General features: G+C 69.2%; 21 protein-coding genes. 13 read left to right on the forward strand and 8 right to left on the reverse strand.

Features of this window, described 5'->3' with window-relative positions; genetic code table 11:
- Positions 1-113: 113 nt before the first annotated feature.
- The gene (locus tag KEG57_RS27620) at positions 114-1,046 is read left to right on the forward strand and encodes an alpha/beta hydrolase (RefSeq protein WP_272458910.1); all 933 of its coding nucleotides are present in this window, start codon (positions 114-116) and stop codon (positions 1,044-1,046) included.
- Positions 1,047-1,058: 12 nt separating this feature from the next.
- Here the strand turns inward: KEG57_RS27620 and KEG57_RS27625 are convergent, their stop codons facing one another.
- Positions 1,059-1,658, reverse strand: coding sequence for a YqgE/AlgH family protein (locus tag KEG57_RS27625; protein ID WP_272458911.1), 600 nt, complete (start codon positions 1,656-1,658; stop codon positions 1,059-1,061).
- 101 nt (positions 1,659-1,759) lie between these two features.
- Between KEG57_RS27625 and KEG57_RS27630 the strand changes: the two genes are divergently transcribed.
- The 7 genes from KEG57_RS27630 (at position 1,760) to KEG57_RS27660 (ending at position 9,275) form a co-directional block, all read left to right on the forward strand.
- Positions 1,760-2,476, forward strand: coding sequence for a RibD family protein (locus KEG57_RS27630; RefSeq protein WP_272419059.1), 717 nt, complete (start codon positions 1,760-1,762; stop codon positions 2,474-2,476).
- Positions 2,473-3,468 (forward strand): zinc-dependent alcohol dehydrogenase, encoded by a 996-nt coding sequence (locus KEG57_RS27635; protein WP_272458912.1) that lies wholly within the window; start codon positions 2,473-2,475, stop codon positions 3,466-3,468. The genes KEG57_RS27630 and KEG57_RS27635 overlap by 4 nt, the downstream gene beginning before the upstream one ends.
- 29 nt (positions 3,469-3,497) lie before the next feature.
- Complete coding sequence (locus KEG57_RS27640) at positions 3,498-3,917, forward strand: 6-pyruvoyl trahydropterin synthase family protein (RefSeq protein ID WP_272458913.1); 420 nt, start codon at positions 3,498-3,500, stop codon at positions 3,915-3,917.
- A complete protein-coding gene (locus KEG57_RS27645; RefSeq protein ID WP_272419053.1) occupies positions 3,910-4,974 on the forward strand; it encodes a glycosyltransferase family 4 protein in 1,065 nt (354 codons plus the stop codon). The genes KEG57_RS27640 and KEG57_RS27645 overlap by 8 nt, the downstream gene beginning before the upstream one ends.
- 102 nt (positions 4,975-5,076) lie before the next feature.
- Complete coding sequence (locus tag KEG57_RS27650; protein WP_272458914.1) at positions 5,077-6,684, forward strand: hybrid sensor histidine kinase/response regulator; 1,608 nt, start codon at positions 5,077-5,079, stop codon at positions 6,682-6,684.
- Between the two features lie 19 nt (positions 6,685-6,703).
- A complete protein-coding gene (locus KEG57_RS27655; RefSeq protein WP_272419050.1) occupies positions 6,704-8,077 on the forward strand; it encodes a DEAD/DEAH box helicase family protein in 1,374 nt (457 codons plus the stop codon).
- Entirely contained in the window at positions 8,064-9,275 is a 1,212-nt protein-coding gene (locus tag KEG57_RS27660) for a DUF790 family protein (protein WP_272458915.1), read from the forward strand. The genes KEG57_RS27655 and KEG57_RS27660 overlap by 14 nt, the downstream gene beginning before the upstream one ends.
- A 4-nt stretch (positions 9,276-9,279) precedes the next feature.
- Here KEG57_RS27660 and KEG57_RS27665 read toward each other — a convergent pair whose 3' ends face one another.
- Together KEG57_RS27665 and corA are read right to left on the reverse strand one after the other, a co-directional pair.
- Complete coding sequence (locus KEG57_RS27665; protein ID WP_272458916.1) at positions 9,280-10,362, reverse strand: ADYC domain-containing protein; 1,083 nt, start codon at positions 10,360-10,362, stop codon at positions 9,280-9,282.
- A gap of 97 nt (positions 10,363-10,459) precedes the next feature.
- The gene (gene corA, locus KEG57_RS27670) at positions 10,460-11,626 is read right to left on the reverse strand and encodes a magnesium/cobalt transporter CorA (RefSeq protein ID WP_272458917.1); all 1,167 of its coding nucleotides are present in this window, start codon (positions 11,624-11,626) and stop codon (positions 10,460-10,462) included.
- Positions 11,627-11,730: 104 nt separating this feature from the next.
- Here corA and trxA point away from each other — a divergent pair, with 104 nt between their 5' ends.
- Complete coding sequence (gene trxA, locus KEG57_RS27675) at positions 11,731-12,372, forward strand: thioredoxin (protein WP_272419044.1); 642 nt, start codon at positions 11,731-11,733, stop codon at positions 12,370-12,372.
- Positions 12,373-12,426: 54 nt separating this feature from the next.
- Here trxA and larC read toward each other — a convergent pair whose 3' ends face one another.
- From larC to KEG57_RS27695, 4 genes are all read right to left on the reverse strand, one after another.
- Entirely contained in the window at positions 12,427-13,635 is a 1,209-nt protein-coding gene (gene larC / locus KEG57_RS27680; protein WP_272419042.1) for a nickel pincer cofactor biosynthesis protein LarC, read from the reverse strand.
- Positions 13,632-13,847, reverse strand: coding sequence for a hypothetical protein (locus KEG57_RS27685; protein ID WP_272419040.1), 216 nt, complete (start codon positions 13,845-13,847; stop codon positions 13,632-13,634). Before KEG57_RS27685 ends, larC begins: the two co-directional genes overlap by 4 nt.
- A gap of 44 nt (positions 13,848-13,891) precedes the next feature.
- Positions 13,892-14,677, reverse strand: coding sequence for a nickel pincer cofactor biosynthesis protein LarB (larB, locus tag KEG57_RS27690; protein WP_272419039.1), 786 nt, complete (start codon positions 14,675-14,677; stop codon positions 13,892-13,894).
- An 82-nt stretch (positions 14,678-14,759) separates the two neighbouring features.
- Positions 14,760-15,263 carry a DUF1579 family protein gene (locus KEG57_RS27695; RefSeq protein ID WP_272419037.1) on the reverse strand — a complete coding sequence of 168 codons (504 nt, stop codon included), beginning with the start codon at positions 15,261-15,263 and terminating at the stop codon, positions 14,760-14,762.
- A gap of 74 nt (positions 15,264-15,337) precedes the next feature.
- Here KEG57_RS27695 and KEG57_RS27700 point away from each other — a divergent pair, with 74 nt between their 5' ends.
- The 4 genes from KEG57_RS27700 (at position 15,338) to KEG57_RS27715 (ending at position 18,190) form a co-directional block, all read left to right on the forward strand.
- The gene (locus KEG57_RS27700) at positions 15,338-15,997 is read left to right on the forward strand and encodes a hypothetical protein (RefSeq protein WP_272419035.1); all 660 of its coding nucleotides are present in this window, start codon (positions 15,338-15,340) and stop codon (positions 15,995-15,997) included.
- A gap of 40 nt (positions 15,998-16,037) precedes the next feature.
- The gene (locus tag KEG57_RS27705) at positions 16,038-17,423 is read left to right on the forward strand and encodes a TldD/PmbA family protein (protein WP_272419034.1); all 1,386 of its coding nucleotides are present in this window, start codon (positions 16,038-16,040) and stop codon (positions 17,421-17,423) included.
- Between the two features lie 103 nt (positions 17,424-17,526).
- Positions 17,527-17,844, forward strand: coding sequence for a hypothetical protein (locus tag KEG57_RS27710; RefSeq protein ID WP_272419032.1), 318 nt, complete (start codon positions 17,527-17,529; stop codon positions 17,842-17,844).
- 13 nt (positions 17,845-17,857) lie between these two features.
- Positions 17,858-18,190, forward strand: coding sequence for a hypothetical protein (locus tag KEG57_RS27715; protein ID WP_272419030.1), 333 nt, complete (start codon positions 17,858-17,860; stop codon positions 18,188-18,190).
- A gap of 116 nt (positions 18,191-18,306) precedes the next feature.
- Here the strand turns inward: KEG57_RS27715 and KEG57_RS27720 are convergent, their stop codons facing one another.
- Positions 18,307-18,963 carry a helix-turn-helix domain-containing protein gene (locus KEG57_RS27720; protein WP_272458918.1) on the reverse strand — a complete coding sequence of 219 codons (657 nt, stop codon included), beginning with the start codon at positions 18,961-18,963 and terminating at the stop codon, positions 18,307-18,309.
- Between the last annotated feature and the right edge of the window lie 200 nt (positions 18,964-19,163).

The raw sequence follows: 19,163 nt of genomic DNA on the forward strand, positions 1-19,163 counted from the left end.
CTGAATCGGTCGCGGGCAAAATCCCGAAATGCAGCGGGAACCGGGGTGACCGGTCGGCCAACTCGCCCCCCGGGGTGGCCCCGCGCAGGGGGCGTGGGTTACGCTGCGTCACCGTGCGAACGACACGTCGTGCCTTCCTGATCGGCGCCTCCGCGGCGGCGTGGACGCTCGGCACGACGCGACGCGCCGAAGCCGAACGAACGAACGATCCCGGTGGCCCGGATCTCGACGTGCGCGATCTCGATCTTCCCGGCGATCGCGCGCTCGGCCGACGCATGACCCTTTCGATCCCGCGCGGCCTCGATCCCACGAAGGCCCCGGCGCCGCTCCTCGTCCTCTTGCATGGCCTCGGCGAGACCGGTGACGAGCGCATGGGCGCCTATGCCTGGCTCGAACGGTACGGACTCGCGACGGCGTACGCGCGTCTCTGCCGTCCGCCCATCGCGCGCACGTCGAAACGGCTGGACTTCACCGACGAACATCTCCGCGCGGTCAACGAAGAGCTCACGCGCGCGCCGTTCCGCGGCTTCGTGATCGCTTGCCCCTACACGCCGAACGTCAACAAGGCGGCGAACCCGAAGGCCGCGCTCGACGGATACGCGCGCTGGATCGCCGAGGTCGTCGTGCCGCGCGCGCGCCGCGAAGCGCACGTGGCGACCGACGTCGCTCGCACGGCCCTCGATGGTTGCTCGCTCGGAGGCTACGTCGCGCTCGAAGTCTTTTCGCGCCGCCCCGATGCTTTCGGCGCGCTCGGTGTCGTGCAGACGGCGATCGGCGAACATCGGGCCCCGGGGTATGCCGATCGCCTCGCCTCGATCGTCACCGCCCACGGCGCGCGCGGCGTGCACGTCGAAACGAGCACCGCGGATCCGTTCCGCGCGGCCAACGTCGCTCTCTCCGCCGAGCTCACGAAGCGCAAGGTCCCGCACGACGCGATCGTCTTGCCGGGACCCCACGACCAACCTTGGCTCCGCGAGGTCGGCACCCTGGAGATGCTCCGCTGGCACGACCGCCGCTTCCGGGGTTTGTCCGCGCCGAACCCCTGAACACGCGGCGCGTTACGCCTCGCCCACGCTCCGCATCGACATCATCACGGCGGGTGTGAGTCCGTGCAGCGCGTAGGCGCGCTCCCACCGATCGTCGACGTTCACGTCGAAGAGGACGCCCTCGTCGAGCGGCGTGGGCAACCACGCGCCCGTCCCGATCTCCCGCTCGAGTTGCCCGGGCCCCCAGCCGCTGTAGCCGAGCATCACCATCCGCCGCTTCGGATCCGGAGCGCCCGCGAACGAAAGCCGTTCCTGCACGAGCTCGTCGAACGCCATCCGGCGCGACGTGATCCGGATCCGCGCGTCCACCGCGAGCACGCCCTCCTGCTCCGCGTCGAGGCCTGGATCCACGCAGAGGATCCAGCCCATCGTCGGCGCCACCGGGCCCCCGAGAAACACGGGGCCCTCGTCCTTCGACTCGGGACCTTTGTAGCCCGCAAGCTTCAGCACCTCGCCGAGCGACATCGGGGCGACGCGGTTCACCACGAACCCGAGCGCGCCGTCCTCGTTGTGCATCGCGAGCAGCACGACCGTCCGATCGAAGTTCGGATCTCCGAGCGGAGGCGAAGCGATCAAGAACCCGGGCGCGAGCGAGCGTTGGGCTTTCTTCATCCGTTCTCATCTTAATCGAATTCATGCTCGCGCGGGCGCCCGCTCCTTGCTCCTCCGCGCGTGCCTCGCACCACGCGATGGGCGACGCTAGGCTCCGCACCATGCGCGACCGCACGGAAGGACCTCGCACACGGCCCTGGGTCACCATGCACTTCGCGCAATCCCTCGACGGGCGCATCGCCACCGCGACCGGCGATTCCCGCTGGATCAGCGGCCAGGAGACCACGCGCTTCGCCCACGCCCTGCGCGCCGCCGCAGACGCAGTCCTCGTCGGATCCGGCACGGCGCTCGCCGATGATCCGCGGCTGACGGTGCGACATGTACCGGGAAAACAGCCCTTGCGTGTCGTGCTCGACACCCGAGGCCGCGTGCCTCCCGCCGCGCAGCTCTTCCGCGACACGACGACACGCACGCTGCATGTCACGCGGCAGCCGCCGGGTGCGGCGCTCCCGTCTCACGTCGAGCGTTGCTCGCTCCCTCTCGCAAAAAGCGGCGAAGGCATCCACCTCGACGCGTTGCTCGTCGCCCTCGCGGAGCGCGGCACGCGCGAGCTCCTCGTCGAAGGCGGCCGCGGCGTGATCACGTCCTTCCTTCGCGAAGGCCTCGTCGATCGCCTCGTCGTCACCGTCGCGCCTCTCGTCATCGGCGCGGGCATCGAGGCCGTCGGCGATCTCGGCATCCGCAAGCTCGATCAGGCCATGCGCCTCGCGCTCCGCAGCGTCCTCCATGTCGGCGGCGACGTGCTGCTCGAGCTCGCTCGCGAAGGCGCGCCGCCCTTGCCGCTCTCGCTCCCCGCTCCCACCGCGGTGGCCTCGTGACCCGAGCACGCGCGATCTGGTTCGAGCGCCCTGGCGTCGCGGTTCTGCGTGACGAACCCCTCCCCGATCCGGGCCCGCGCGAAGCCCTCGTCCGCACGCTCGCGTGTGGCGTCAGCGCTGGCACCGAGCGACTCGTGCTCACGGGCCGCGTCCCGCCCGACATCCGCGCCGTCATGGCCCTGCCCACGCAGCGCGGCTCGTTCGATCTGCCGACGAGTTACGGCTACGCGGCCGTCGGCGTCGTCGAGGCGATCGGCGCTGGCACCTCGCCCGATCTGCTCGGCCGTACGGTCTTCGCGCTCCACCCGCACCACGATCGTTTCATCTCAAACGAACAAGCCCTCCGCTGTTTGCCGGGCGGCATCCCAGCACCTCGCGCGACGCTCGCGGCAAACCTCGAAACCGCACTGAATGCCGTGTGGGATGCGGAAATCGCGCTCGGAGAACGCGTCGTCGTCGTGGGCCTCGGCGTCGTGGGTCAGCTCGTCGCGCGGCTCGCCATGCGCGCCGGTGGCCGCGTCGTGTGCGTCGACCCGGACGAACGTCGCGCCTCCCTCGCCCGCGACCTCGGATGCGCCGCGGCCTTCCCCTCGATCGACGCCGCGATCGTCGCCGAGGCCGACGTCCTGATCGAAGCTTCCGGCTCCCCCGAAGCCCTCGCCGCGCTCGTCGCGTCTGCCGGGCACGAAGCGCGTATCCTCGTCGTCTCCTGGTACGGCGAGCACGGCGTCACCTTGCCCCTCGGCGGCCGCTTCCACCCGAACCGCGTCACGATCCGCTCCAGCCAAGTCGGCGCGATCCCGCCCGCGCGCCGCGCTCGCTTCACCTTCGAGCGACGCTTCTCCGTCGTGAACGAACTGCTCCACGACGAACACCTCGATCGCCTCGTCGGACCTCTCGTTCCCTTCACCGATGCGCCCCGCCTGTACGCGTCGCTCGCTGCCGGCGACGCCTGGAATCCACCGCATCGTGTGCTCGATCCGTCGCGTTGATCTGCATCACGTGCGGTATCCTTGGGCGCATGTACACGGTCGGCGTTCGTGATCACATCATGGTGGCTCACCGTCTCGACGGTGACTTCTTCGGCCCCGCGCAACGCATGCACGGCGCGACCTACGTGGTCAGCGCCGAGGTCGAGCAGGAGGAGCTCGACGAGCATGGCGTCGTCTGCGACATCGGCATGCTCCGCGCGAAGCTACGCGGCGTCCTCGAGCAGCTCGACTACAGAAACCTCGACGAGCACCCGGGCTTCACGTCTGGCAAATCCACGACCGAGGTCATCGCGCGGTACATCCACCGCGAGCTCGGACACGTGCTCCCGCTCCGCGCGGGCACGATGCTCACCGTCGTGCTCGACGAATCTCCGAACGCATGGGCCAAGTACCGCGGGCCGATTCGCCATGCGTCGACCATGCCCGGCGCGGAGATCGGGGTTGCTTGATGGGGCACGCGTCGCATTCGTCGTCGATGGCGCGCTCGATCAACCGACGGGCGGCTACCTCTACGATCGCCTCGTCATCGAAGGCCTGAGAGCACGCGGCTGCGACGTCGATGTCGTGAACCTCGACGTGCGTGGCCCTCTCGCCTCGCTGCGCGAGAACACTCGCCTCCTGCGCCTCCTCGCCCCGCGCGCCTACGACGTCGTCATCATCGACGAGCTCTGTCACCCGCGCGCCGCCTTCGCTGCGGCGCTCCGCGCCCGCTCATCTGCTTCACCCCGCCTCGTCACATTGCTCCATCACCTCGCGGCGAGCGAACGAACGGGCGTCTCTGCAAAACTCCGCCTCGCCCTCGAACGCACACTCCTCACCGCCTCCGATCACGTCGTGGTCACGAGCGAGACCACTGCACGCGTGGCCATCGCTGCCGGCATCGCGCCTGATCGAATCACCGTCGTACACCCCGGCCGCGATCGGCTCGGCGCTCGCGCCGCGCCGCCAGCACGCACGCGCGGCGCCCCCGTGCGCCTGCTCTTCCTCGGCGCGCTCACACCTCGCAAAGATCCGCTCGCGTTGCTCGAAGCGTTCCCCGCTGTCGCCGCGCGCGCCGTGCTCACGCTCGCCGGACCTGCCGATCGCGACCCGCTCTACGCCGCGCGCGTGCTCGCCGCGGCGTCACGTTACGGCACCCGCGTGCGCGTGACGGGCGCCCTCACCGACGCCGCGCTCGCAGACGAGCTCGGTGCGCACGACGTCCTCGTCCTGCCGAGCCGCTACGAGGGCTACGGCATCGTGCTCGCCGAGGCCGCCTCCCACGGCCTCGCCATCGTGTCGTGCGACGCCGGCGCGATCCCCGAAGTCGTCCGCCACGGCGAAGAGGCCCTCCTCGTACCACCCGGCGATCCTCGCGCCCTCGAAGGCGCGCTCGTCCGCGTCGTGCAGGACGAGCACCACCTCGACGCCATGCAGCGCGCCGCCCTCCGCCGCGCGGCGACGCTGCCCACGTGGGCCGACACCCAGGACGCCTTCTGCCGGGCGGTATTCCCGACATCGCGTTGACTCCCCCCGCGCCGCGCCCGCTTTTCGCGGTCCCGACGAATCCCCGAAACACGCCCGCCTTCCGTTCTAGAATGGCTCAGGTTCGTTCGGATAGGCCACGCCATGCACGACGATCACGCCGCACAGACCTCGCGCTTCGAAGGCGTTGTGGAGGAGGCTCTCGCGGGGGTCCGGGGCCTCTTCCGCCTCATCGTGGAGAAGACGAGTGAGCTCGTCGTCGTGCACCGCGGCGGCAAGATCCTCTACGCGAACCCCACGCTCGTCGCGTGCCTCGGCCACGAGAGCACCGAGGCGCTCTACGGCCGCCCTCTCGGCGAGATCCTCCATGCCGAAGACGTCACGCGCGAGAACCGCCGCGTGCGCGTCATGCTCGCCACGAACGAGGCCGCGCCACTCTACACCTATCGCCTCATGCGCCGCGACGGCAGCGTGATCACCGTCGAGGTCGCCTCCGCGCCCGCGCCCTTCGAGGGCGGCATCGCCATCATCAGCCTCTGCCGCGACATCACCACGCGCATCGAGACCGAGGCGCGCGTCTACCAGGCGAACCTCATGAACTCCATGGGCACGCTCGCCGCCGGCGTCGCCCACGAGATCAACAACCCCCTCGCCTACGTCACGCTCAACATCGCGCTCGTCACGAAGAAGCTCGAAGATCTCGCGAGCGCCTCGGGCGCGCGCGGCGACACCGAAACGCAATCGCTCGCGCGTGAGCTCCTCGGCTTCTGCGGCGAGGCCCTCGACGGCACCGATCGCGTCGCCCAGATCGTGCGCGACTTCCGCGTTTTCTCCAGCGCGAACCAGGAAGAGCGCCGCCCCATCGACGTGCGCCGCGTCCTCGACGCCTCCATCAAGGTCGCCGACAACGAGATCCGCCACCGCGGCCACCTCGTCCGCAGCTACGGCGAGGTCCCGCTCGTCCACGCGAACGAGGCTCGCCTCGGGCAGGTCTTCTTGAACCTGCTCGTCAACGCCCTCCAGGCCTTGCCGCAGGGATCGGCGCAGACGAACGAGATCCTCGTCGTCACGGCCACGCACAAGGTCTCCGGCAGCGCGCTCGTCGAGATCCGCGACAACGGCCCCGGCATCCCGCCCGAGATCCTGAACCGCGTCTTCGAGCCCTTCTTCACGACCAAACCCGTCGGCGTTGGCAGCGGCCTCGGCCTCTCGATCTGCCGCAGCATCGTGAGCGCGCACGGCGGCCGCATCGAGATCGAGAGCGAGGTCGGCAAAGGCACGGTCGTCCGCGTCACGCTCCTGCCCGCCGAGAACGTCGATCTCGGCCAGGAGCCTCGCTCCGAGATCCCGAAGCGCGCGCCCGTGCCACGCCTCACGGTCCTCGTCGTCGACGACGAGCCCGCGCTCCTCTCGGCCATCGTGCGCCAGCTCGAGCGCAGCCACGACGTCGACGGACGGACGAGCTGGAAGGGCGCGCTCGAAGCGCTCGCGGACAAACCCTACGATGCCGTGCTCTGCGACGTGATGATGCCCGGCGTCTCCGGGTTCGACATCCACCGCTCGCTCTGCGAGCGGATGCCCGAGTCTTCCGAGCGCATCGTGTACATGACGGGCGGCGCCTTCACCCAGGATGCCCGGAGTTTCCTGGCCCAGGCCCCGAACCGGTGCCTGGAAAAACCCTTCTCGCCCGCGGACCTCGAAGAGATCCTCCGCGCAATCGCCCCTCGCCCGCGCGCGCCTTCCTCGGTTTGAGCTAACCTCCGCCCCCGAGATGATGAGCGACGGCCTCCGCCTCGCGTTCCAGGGGGGTACGGTGCGCCTCGACGGCCTCGCGCAAGACCACGCGACGAGCCTGCCACCCGCCTGCGCCTGGGACGCGCGCGAGAACACCTTCCGCCTCCCCGCGTCTTCGTACGCGGACATCGTCCTCTGGCTCCGCGCGAAAAAGCTCACGTTCAACGACGAAGCGCGCGCGTACGACACGCTCGACATCGAGCCCACCGCGCGCCACGAGCCCTTCCCGTATCAGCGCGAGGCGCTCGACGCGTGGGCCGCGCATCGCTTCCGCGGCGTCGTCGTCCTGCCGACGGGCGCGGGGAAAACCTACGTCGCGACCATGGCCATCGCTGGCCGCAAGCGCTCCACGCTCGTCGTCGTGCCCACGCTCGACCTCTTGAACCAGTGGTACGACATCCTCGCCGCCGCGTTCGGCCGCGCGATCGGCGTCATCGGCGGCGGCTACCACGAAGTCGAACCGATCACCGTCACCACCTACGACTCCGCGCACCTCCACATGGATCGGCTCGGCGGACGCTTCGGCCTCGTCGTCTTCGACGAGTGCCATCACCTCCCGAGCCCCTCGTACCAGCTCGCCGCGCGCATGAGCATCGCGCCCTTCCGCCTCGGCCTCACGGCCACGCCCGAGCGTACGGACGGCCGCGCGTACGACGAGCTCATCGGCCCGATCGTCTATCGCAAGGACATCACCGAGCTCTCCGGCGAGTACCTCGCTTCTTACGAGACCGAACGAATCAGCGTCCCTCTCTCGCCCGAGGAGCGCGAGGCCTACGACGCCGCCCGCGGCGAGTACGTCGCCTTTCTCCGCGAAGAGGGCATCCGCATGTCGGCCCCCGACGGCTGGAGCCGCTTCCTCTACCTCTCCTCGCGCAGCGAAGCGGGCCGCCGCGCCTTCCTCGCCTACCGCAGGCAACGCGCGCTCGCGCTCGCCGCGCCGGGCAAGATCAACGTCCTCGCCCGCTTGCTCCACAACCACCGGCACGACCGCACGATCGTCTTCACCGAGGACAACGCGACCGTCTACCAAATCTCGCGCCGCTTCCTCCTGCCCGCGATCACCCACCAGACCCGCGTCAAGGAGCGCAGCGCGATCCTCGCGGCCCTCAACGCCGGCGACCTCACGGCCGTCGTCACCTCGAAGGTCCTGAACGAGGGCGTCAACGTCCCCGAGGCGAACGTCGCCATCGTTTTGAGTGGCAACGGTTCGGTCCGCGAGCACGTCCAGCGCCTCGGCCGCATCCTGCGCAAGGGACAGGACAAACGCGCGCTGCTCTACGAGCTCGTCGCCGAGAACACGGCCGAGCAGTACACGAGCGACAAGCGGAGGGAGCACGTTGCTTACAAGTGATCTCCTCCGCGTGCGCCGCAAAGGCGGACGCGTCCTGCCTCGTTACCTCCGCGGCGACGATGCCGAGCTCGCCAAGATGCTCGCGAAAGACTTCGTCCGCATCCTCGGGAGCTCCATCGGACGAAGCCGCGACGAGATCGAGGCCGCGCTCGACGCGGTCCCCGTCCCCGCCGACGCGCGCCTCGTTGGCGACGGCCTACGCAAGGTCCTCGACGGCCAGTGCACCTGGACCGTGCCGACCGGCGTCGATCCCGAAGAAATCCGCCGCGAGGTCTTCCTCGCCGCCGCAAAAGCCCACCGCGCGCTCGACGTCCGCAGCGAGTTCGATCGCGACGGCGTCCTCGCCGAGCTCGCCTCGCGCCTCGGAAAAACCCCCGCGGAGATCGACGCCGCGCTCTACGCCGATCTGCGCGAAAACGAGCGGCTCGAAGCCTTCCGCCCCATCGGCCCCGAGGCCCTGCTCGAACGGTACGACCTCGGCCTCGCCCAGGCCGTCTTGCTCAAGGCCACGCGCGTCACGATCCGCGTCGCCGACGAGAGCCCCGATCGATACCGCCGCCTCTTCCGCGCAGCGCGCTTCCACGGCCTCATCCATGTCGTCGAGGGCTCTCCGCAGGAGGGCTACACGATCACACTCGACGGCCCGTGGAGCCTCTTCGATGCGGTCCAGAAGTACGGCCTGCGCCTCGCCATGTTCCTTCCGCAGGTCCTCGCGTTCCGCTCCTTTCACGTCCGCGCCGAGCTCGCGTGGGGCAAAGCCAGGACACGCGCCGTCCTCGAGATCACCCCCGAAGACGGCCTCGTCTCGCACGTCGCCGAGGCCCCCTCCACGAGCCCCGATCTCGACGTGTTCAAGCAGGCCTTCGAACGCCTCGGCTCCGAGTGGTCGGTCGCCGAAAACGATCACATCTTCGCCCTCCCCGGCGAGATCGCCTGCGTCCCCGACCTCGTCTTCCGCAGCGAGACGACCGGCGAGGAAGTCTTCCTCGAGGCCTTCGGCTTCTGGAGCCGACAGGCCGTCTGGCAACGCATCGAGCTCGTGCGCAAGGGTTTTCCTGCGCGGTTCCTCCTCGCCGTGGGCAAACAGCTCCGCGTGAGCGAGGAGGTCCTCGGCGAGGACGAGGCCGGCGAGATCTACGTCTACCGCGCCACGATGTCGCCGCGCGCCGTGCTCGAACGTCTCCGTCGCAAGGGCTGACACGTCAATCGCCGGGCAGCGCCGACTCGTTGCCGATGAGCGAACGGACGAGCGGCGGAATGGCAAATCCCTTCGCCGTGTGCAGCGTCGAGCTGGGCCCTCCGCAGTCGTAGCTCGGCTGCACGCTCGACCATCGCGACGAACAATGTTTGTCCACATACGAAGCGGTCGCGCCGCTCGTATCGCCGTGCCACCGCGTGTGCTCGATGCAGCGCGCGCCCATCGGCGTCCACTCGGCTTCGAACGCGAAGTCCGTCACGACGGAGGCCTGGATCCCGAAGTCGTCCCACACGTCGACGATCGTCCCGTCCTGCGTGTGCGGCACGCCGTCGCCGCAGTAATCGGCGCGCAGCATGCGCGTGCATGCCTGGTGCAAGAGCACGCCCGGGATCTCCTTGCATATGCCCGGCGCGACGCACTCCTTCACGCCGCCCCACGGCTTGTATCCGAGCTCCACGCACTTCGCGATCGCGTACGGCCTGCACGCGAAGGTGAAGGTCGTCTCGGACGCCAGGTGCATGCCGCTCGTCGGCTTCCGCTCCGAGTAATCCCAGGTGCCCGCGAGCGGGATCGCGCGACGCAGCGTGCCGCTCGACGTCTCGCCGCAGAGGCTCTTCCACGCGCCCTGGCTCGGGCTCGACAGGTACGCGACCTCGTACAAGAAGACATCGGGTCGCGTCGACGCCACGCGATCCTCGATCCGCAACGTGATCGTCTGCCCATTGCTGAGCGTGCCCGTGAAGGTCGCGCCGACGAACTCCTCCGGCTTCATCGGCTTGCCCGACGCCTTCTTCCCGACGAACGTCGTCCCCTCGATCGACACCCCGTTCAGCGCGAGGCCATTCAGCGAGATTCCGTTCAGCGAGATCCCGTTCAGCGCGAGCCCGTTCAGCGCGAGTCCGTTCAGCGCGAGCCCGTTCGTCGTGCTCAGCGCCTGGACCGACGTGATGACCTCTCCCTCCTCGTCGTCAGGTTCGCCCGTCGGTTCGGTGCAACCCGGGCCGAACAGCATCCCCAGGAGGATCGGGGCCCATACCGCGGCGCGTCTCCATCCAATCTCGGACGTGCAGGACATCCACGAATGCATGTTTCTTCCCTCTCTTGAAGCGAAGATGCCCAGGCGCGCGGCCGCGTTTCGCCGGGGCCGGAGGGGAGCAACAAACCGTCGCCTTTCGATTCGAGACTCACGGTTCGCGGCGGCGGTTTCCGATCCAGCCCTTCCGCCAGTAGAAGACGAAGAGGCCCGCCACGCTGAACAGCATGAACCCGATCGAGGCCGGATAGCCGTACCGCCACTTGAGCTCCGGCATGTTGTAGGGCGACACGTCCGTGTCGAAGTTCATGCCGTACACGCCCGCGATGAACGTGAGCGGCAGGAAGATCGTCGAGATGATCGTGAGCACCTTCATGATCTCGTTCATCCGGTTCGACACGCCGGAGAGGTGCAGATCCATGAGGCCCGAGGCGATCTCGCGGAACGTCTCGACCATATCCATCACCTGCACCGCGTGGTCGTACGTGTCGCGCAGGTAGAGCCGCGTGTGCTCCTGGATGTGCGGCGATCCGTCCCGGAGGAGCGAGTTCGCGACCTCGCGTTGCGGCCAGATCGTCCGGCGCAGCGCGAGCAGATCACGCTTCACGTCGTGGATCTGGCGCGCCGTCCCGTCCTTGCCGGAGAGCGCGTCGAGCTCGATCTCGTCGAGCTTGTCGCCGAGCTTCTCGAGCACGGGGTAGAAGCCGTCGATGATCGCGTCGAAGAGCGCGTACGCGAGGTAGTCGGCGCCGCCCGTCCGCATGAGCTGCCTTCCTTTGCGGATGCGCTCGCGCACCGGTTCGAGCACGTCCGAGCTCGGCTCCTCCTGCACCGTCAGCACGAAGCCCTTGCCGAACACGATCGCGATCTGCTCGGTCACGAGCGCGCCCTTCTTGTCGGACTGCGCCATCCGGCAGATGAGCACCTGCTGCCCCGGGTACACGTCGCTCTTCGGCCGCTGCGGGACGTTCACCACGTCCTCCAGCGCGAGCGGGTGGATGCCGAAGATCTCCCCGAGCCGCTCGAACGTCGGCTTGTGCCCGATCCCCTGCACGTCGATCCACGTGACGCTCGGGCGATCGTCCGTCAGGTAAGGCACGGCCTCGTCCACCGAGTCGATCCACTTCTCGACGATGTGCTCTTGGCAGTAGTCGATGAGGTAGATCTTCGGCTTGTTGGGATCCTCGACGAGCAGCGTGCCGGGCGGCGCGCCGGGCGTGGGCTCGTTCGAGAGGATCAAGCTCGGCCGGGGTCGCTTTCGAACCGAGGGCAGGTTCTTCGAAGAAGGCGGCGGCTGGGCGTCGTGGGTGTCCTGCACGGAGGACATCCTACCGAAGGCCTTGCCTCGATTCGCCGCTCGCTTGCGCGGACGCGGCGAGACCCCTCGCCATCGGCCGGGACTCTCGCTATGGACTTCCTCCCATGCCGGTCCCCGTCATCTCCGAGCAAGATTTCGAACGCGAGGTCCTGCGCAGCGAGCTCCCCGTCCTGATCGACTTCTACGCCGACTGGTGCGGCCCCTGCAAAACGGTGGCGCCCGAGGTCGAGGCGCTCTCGCGCGAGCTCGAAGGCAAGGCCAAGTTCGTCAAGGTGAACATCGACCAGAGCAAGCGCCTCGCGGCGGCGATGCGCGTGCAGGCGGTGCCGACGTTCATGGTCTTCTTCCGCGGCCGCCCCGTCGCCGGCGAGCAAGGCGCCGTGCGCAAGGCGCGCCTGCGCGAGCTGCTCGATCCCTTCCTCCCGCGGGCCGAAGGCGCGATCCGCGCGATGGAGCTCGCGCAGGCCCTCAAGCAACATCAGGTCGTCCCCGTGGACACGCGCGAGGCCGCTGCCTACAACCGCGCGCACATCCCGGGCGCCGTGCACATCCCGCTCGAAGAGATCGAGACGCGCCTCGCGGAGCTCCACATGCTGCCGGGCGAGCCCGTTCTCTACTGCCGCGCCGGCGACAAGTCGAAGACGCTCGCCGAGACGCTCGCGAAGAGCGACGTGCCGATCGCGTTCCTGGAGAACGGCTTCCTCGGATGGGAAGCCGAGGGGCTTCCCATCGAACGACCGGATTGATCGGGCCGACTCCCCTCTCCCGAAAGGGAGAGGGGCTGGGGGTGAGGGAGTCTCTCAGATCGCCAGCGCGGCGAGCGCCGCCTGGACCACCTCGCGCAGCGCCACGCCGTGCGTCTTCGCCGCGGCCGCGCAGTCCTCGAACTCCGGCTTGATCTGCGGCGGACCAAACGGCCCCTCGCTGATCTTCACGCGCACCCGCCCGTAGGCCGTCTCCACCGCCACCGTACGCCGCGGCCGCTCGGTCCGCGTCACCGGGATCTTCCGGATCCCGATCGACGTCGTCTCGCGGAGGAGCGTCGCGCCCACGGCGTCCGCTTGCGGAGCCGGCGCGAGCGCCGCGATCGTCAGCGCCGGCCGCCCCTTCTTCATCGTGATCGGCACGGCCCACGCGTCGAGCGCTCCCGCCGCGAAGAGCGCCTCGATCGCGTGCGCCGCCATCTCGCCCGTCATGTCGTCCACGTTCGCCTCGAGCACCACGTGCGACGCGCCGACTTGCGGCTCGTCCGAGACGCCCCCGCGCGTCCCGAGCACGACCCTGAGCAGGTTCGGCCGATCCGGCAGCTCCCGCGACCCCGCGCCCCAGCCCACGCGCTCCGGCGCGAACGAGGGCCACCGCTCGAAGCGCCCTGCCGCCGTCGCGACGATCGCCGCGCCCGTCGGCGTTACGAGCTCCGCGTCGAGATCCACGCCGTACGTCGGCACCCCGCGCAGACACTCCACCGTCGCGGGCGGCGGCAGCGGCAGGATCCCGTGACGTGCCTTGACGAACCCGCGCCCCATCGGCAGCGGCGCGCCCCGCACCTCGGCCCCGAGGTACACGAGCGCCGCGGCCGCGCCCACGATGTCCACGATCGCGTCGACGGCTCCGACCTCGTGGAAATGCACCTCGTCGAGCGGCATCCGATGCACCGCGCTCTCCGATTCACCGAGCCGCCGGAAGATCCGGCGCGCGAGCGTCCGCACCTCGGGATCGAGCGGGCTCGACGTGAGCATCGCGTCGATCGACGCGTACGTCCGCTCCGGCTGCGACGTCTCCACGTGCACCTCGAACGAGGTCGCCACGATGCCGCTCCGATGCACGTGCCCGCGCTCGAGGAACACGCCTTCGAGCGGCAACGCCGCCACCGCGTGCTCGATCACGAGCAGCGGCACGCCGAGGTCGAGCAGCGCCGCGATCGTCATGTCCCCCGCGACGCCGCTGAACGCGTCGAAAAAGAGGATCTTGCCGACGCCCGATCCCTGCTCCAGCAGCGGCGTCCTCACCGGATGCTCGTGCCCGCGGCCGTGCTCATGCCCGTGCACGTGCGCGTGATCGTGCGAAGGCCCGGGCGCATGCGCGTGCGTATGCGGGCGATCGTGCGTATGCGCGTGCCCGTGATCGTGCGCGTGATGCACGTGGCCGTGCGCGTGATCGTGGTGATGGTGATGGTCGTGATCGTGCCCGTGGTCATGGTCGTGCCCGTGGCCATGCCCATGCCCGTGATCGTGTCCGTGTCCGTGCACGTGCTGTGCTCCTTGCTCAGCCTGCGGTCTTCGGCTGCTCGGTCGCTTGCGAGGCTTTCGGCATCATGCGGTGCACGGCCATCGCCGCGCCGAACCCATTGCCGATGTTCACGACCGAGACCCCCGACGCGCACGAGGTCAGCATCGCGAACAGCGCCGTGAATCCCCCGAGCGCCGTCCCGTACCCCACCGCCGTCGGAACGGCCACGACCGGCGTCGAGATCATCCCGCCCACCACGCTCGGCAGCGCCCCTTCCATCCCCGCACACACGATCGCCGCCGACGCGCGCCGCAGATCCTCCATGCGATGCAGAAGCCGATGGATGCCCGCGACCCCGATGTCGTAGATCCTGAGCGGCTCGAGCCCCAGCGCGGACAGCGTCTCCGCCGCCTCCTCGGCCACCTCGTTGTCGCTCGTCCCGGCCGTCACCACCGCGACCGGCGCGCACGGACGCTTCGGGGGCGGCGCGATCTCCACGCTCCCCGTCCGCGCGAGCGGCGCAAACCGGAAGCTCGGCACTCGCTGCCCCACGATCGCCGCCTTCTGCGCGTCGATCCGCGTCACGAGCACGTTCGTCCCGGCGCGCACCATCTCCTCGGCGATCCCCGCGATCTGCTCGCCGCTCTTCCCTTCGCCGAAGATCACCTCGGGCACGCCTTGCCGGAGCGCCCGGTGATGATCGACCGTCGCGTACCCGAGGTCGCGGAACGGCAAACTCTTGAGCGCCTCGACCGCCTGCTCGACCGTCACGTCCCCACGCCGGACACGATCGAGCAGCTCTTCCACGCGCCTGGGATCCATCGCGGGAGCCCTTAGCCCGGTGGCAGGTCGCGCGCAACGCACCCGGGACTCCACGTCCCCGCGCTCACTCGCGGCCGCTCGCTCATGCGCGTGCGAGCGTGATCTCGACCCCGAGAAACTCCTGTCCGTCGGGCGTGATGTTGTACATGCGGATCGTGAGCTTGTCGGCCTGGGCGTCGTCGACGACGGTGCGCCACCCCCAGCGCGGGTGCCCTTCCGCCGCGAAATAACTGCCCCGTACGTCGATGTCCGTCCCGCTGCCCTCGGACACGAGGATCATCGTGCCCGTGTGGAAGCTGTCCACCCACGAGGTCCGCCAGAGTTTCTCGCCCGACTCGAACGCGATCAGCATCTCCCCGGCGATCGGCTTCTCCTCGACGCTCGATCGATACGTGAACCGGACGAACCTCCCGCCCAGGATCACCGCGATCCGCCCTTCCCAGGCCGCTTCGAGAGGCTCCGCGCCCGGCCCCATGATGGTCCGCGCCGTCCCTCGCCACACGCCCGCGAGCCGCGCGAGACGCTCGTGCGCGCTGTCGTGCTCGTAAGGCCCTGTCCGCTCGGTTTCCAGGTCCACTTGTTCCATACGACGCAGCATAAACGAACCCCCCGTGGACATCCCAGCTCACCCGCGCTAGCCCGGCTCCCTCCGCGTCTGCCATGCCCGCTCCCCTCGCCCCGCTCTTCGGCTTCACGCTCGGCGTCCTGCTCGCATGGCTCGCGCGCCCCGAGGACGGCCCCGACGAACGCCCCGGCGCCTCGTCCTGGGATCGCCCGACCGTCGCCGTCGCCCTCTACGCCCTCTTCGTCTACGCCCCGGTCTCGGCCTACTTCACCGTCTTCGCCGCCGACTGGTCGTTCGCTTACCTCGTCGACGGCCGCGCCATCCCCTCGGCACTCGAGCTCCTGCTCGTCCTCCTCGACGCCGCCGCTCCCGTCCTTGGCTTCCTCGCGGGCCGCCGTGCCCTCGCCCGCCGCTCCCTCCCCGCTCTCGCATGGCTCGCCGCGCTCCCCCTCGTCGCCGGCCTGATCCCCCTCGTCACGCTCCACGCGCGCTTCGGCATCGACGCCACCTACGACCAGGTCCAGAGCGACTTCGGCACCCGCCCGCTCCCGGGCAGCCCGCTCGGGTACGCCATCTTGTGGATGGACGCGATCCTCGTCGCCGGGGCTGTCTTCACCGCGCGGACGTTGTCAACCTTCGACGTCTCCGCCGTGCTCCCCGCACGCCCTGGACGGGCTGCGCCGCCGGTGCTGCCGTCCGAGCCCACCTCGGACGAGCCGCCGCGCTTCCTCGGTCGACCCCGGAAGCCACGCTGATTGACGAGCGTCCGGTTGTCCACCACGCTCTGCCCCCACGATGACCGCGCCGAACCGGCTCGAGACCGAGATCGAAGAGTTGAAAAACCTCGCCGCGGACGTCGTCCGCCGCGCCCGCGCGGGCGGTGCGGACGTCGCCGAGGCCATCGCGCGCTCCGGCTCCGAGCTCAGCACGAAGGTCCGCCTCGGCGAACCCGAGCTCGTCGAGGAGGCCTCGCACAAGAGCCTCGGCATGCGCGTCATCAAGCAGGGCCGCGTCGCCCTCACCTCCACCTCGGACCTCACCGCGCGTGGCCTCGATCGCTTCGTCCGCGACGCCCTCGAGCTCGTCGACATCTCCCAGGAAGACCCGTTCGCTGGCCCGGCGGATCCCTCGCTCATCGCCACCGGCCCCTTCCCCGACCTCGAGCTCTACGACCCCAAGGGTGGTGACGTCACCGCGGCCGAGGCCATCGACATTGCGCGCCGCGGCGAGCAGGCGGCCCGCGACGCCGACCCGCGCATCACGAACAGCGACGGCGCCACCTTCAGCCGCACCGCCGGCGTCTTCGCGCTCGTCCTCTCGGGCGGCTTCACGGGCGGTTATGCCGGCTCGTACGCCTCGCTCGTCGTCTCGCCCGTCGCCGACGACGAGGGCGGCAAGAAGCGCCGCGGGTTTCACTGGACGGCCAAGCGCCACCTCGACGCCCTCGACGCGCCCGAGGCGGTCGGCCGCGAGGCCACGCGACGCACCCTGCGCAAGCTCGGCGCCCGCAAGGTCCCCACGTGCGAGGCCCCGGTCGTCTTCGACCCCGACGCAGCGCGGGCCATCCTGGGCCTGCTCGCCGGCGCCATCATGGGCAGCTCCATCTGGCGCAAGTCGAGCTACCTCGTCGGCCGTGAGGGCACGCGCGTCGCGAGTGACCTCGTCACCATCGTCGACGACCCCTTGGTCCTCCGCGCCCCTGGCTCTCGTCCCTTCGACGGCGAGGGCCTCGCGGCGCGCAAGAACCTCGTCGTCGAGCAGGGCATCCTGAAGACCTACCTCTGCGACAGCTACAGCGGCCGCAAGCTCGGCCGCGCGCCCACGGGCAGCGCCTCGCGTGGCGGCGGCGGCGGCGTCGGGCCTTCCACCTCGAACTTCATGCTCCTGCCCACGCAAACGAAGGCCGCCGACATCGTGAAGAGCACGCAGCGCGGCCTCTACGTCACGGAGATGATGGGCTTCGGCTACAACTCCGTCACGGGCGACTTCTCGCGCGGCGCCTCGGGATTCTGGATCGAAAACGGCGAGCTTGCGTTCCCTGTCAGTGAAGTGACCATCTCGCTGAACCTCGATCAGCTCTGGCAGCGCATCGACGCTGTCGGCGACGACCTCGACCTGCGGAGCTCTACGGCTTCGCCCACGCTGCGAATTTCTTCGATGACAATCGCCGGCTCGTCCTGAGCCGACCAAAATCCCTACAAAGCACGTTTGCGCGCGTAAATTTGACGCGCACGGACGTGGAATTTCTCGTAGTCTCCGACCTTGGAGGTTGGAGAATCGAACGATGAGAACGCTTTCTCGAACTTTGGGTCTGGCCGCCCTCGTGGTGCTGGCCGGCACTGGTCTCGGGTGCGCTCCGTATGGCGCGCTCTGCGAGGACGAGATGCTATGCCGCGACGGCAACGACGCGGACATCGACGCCTGCATCGTCGGATACGAGTCGCGGGAGGATGTCGCCTCGATTTACGGCTGTGAGGACCGCTGGGACGACTACCTCACGTGCCTGGAGCTGGAGCTCCGCTGCGACGGCGGCAATACCTGGACGCATCGGGGCGACTGCGACGACGAGCGAAACCGTTTCAACGATTGCGTCGGAGATTAGGAGCGCGATGACCATGCGAACGCCCTGGATTCTTCTTGCCTGCCTCGCGCTCACGCCCCTCGCCGCCGGCTGCGGCAGCCTCTCCGCGGACGTCTGCGACCTCGCCTGCGATTGCACGAACTGCAACGACCGTCAGTATGACGAGTGCATCGTCGAGGCCGACGCGGCCGAGGAGACGGCATCCATTTATGGCTGCGACGTCGAATACGAGGATTTCAGCGTCTGCGTGATCGAGGAGTATCGGTGCACGGCCGGCATTTTCGGCCCCGACCCGGGCGATCTCCTCGCCTGCGTCAGCGACGCGAACGACCTCGCCGAGTGTCGCGACCGCGGCTCGCGTCTTTGATCGATCCTCGATCGACGAATCCACGGTATTCGGGGGCCATGCTCGGCTCGTACGAGCACGGCCCCCGAATCACGAATTCGCCCTCCGTCGGACAGCCGAGCGGAGCTTTCGCCCTTTTACCGTGACGAACCGCCTGCGGCGCGCGGCGGCAGCTCTTCCTGGGCGGCCGCAGCCGGCTCGTTTGCATTCGCGGCGGCGGCCACCTGGCCCGGCGCAGCGACCGCGGGCGCCACGGGCTCGGGCACGAGCAAGGTCCGCAGGCCTTGCGCGTCCGTCCGCCCCACGCGCGTCGCGAAGGGGGGCAACCCCGTCGCCTCGTCGCTCAGCACGACGAAGCGCGCGTCTCGACACGCCCGCTCGAGCGCTTCCATCCAGTGCGCCACGTCCACGTCCGCCGCGGCCGCTTTCGCGTCCACGATGAACACGTCCGGCGGGTCTGATCCCGCGAGGACGAGTGCATCGTATGGATGCTTCACGTCCCTGAGCGGCATCATGTCCCCGAGCGCGCGGGTGACATGAGCGAGCGTGTCCTTCGAGCCCACCACGAGCCCGCTTTTCGCGCTCGCCCGCGCGAGCTCACGGGGCACGCTGTAGCCCCAAGCTCGCAGGAACTCCGCCACGTCGGCCGCGCGGAAACGCAAATGCCGCCCTGGCGTGCGAAAATGTGCGATCCGGCCACGATCCACCCAATTATGGATGGTCTTCAGATCGACCTCGCACAGCGCTGCGAGGTCGGACGCGGTCAGCAGTTTCTCTCCCCGTACTCCGGCCATCGTCCGAACTCCACGCGAAAGGTGTGCCAACCCGTCCAGCCCTCCGGACCAGCAGACCACACCAGCGGGTGGCCCCCCACCCTGTTGCTCTTTGTATCCAAACCTAGCACTTTTTTGCGAAGGTGCGGGCTTTGTTAACTAGCCCACCCGAGGCCCTGACTCCAGTCCACTTCGCTCGGGCCTCCGGACTCGCTGATTCA

It is taken from the genome of Polyangium jinanense (assembly GCF_028435365.1).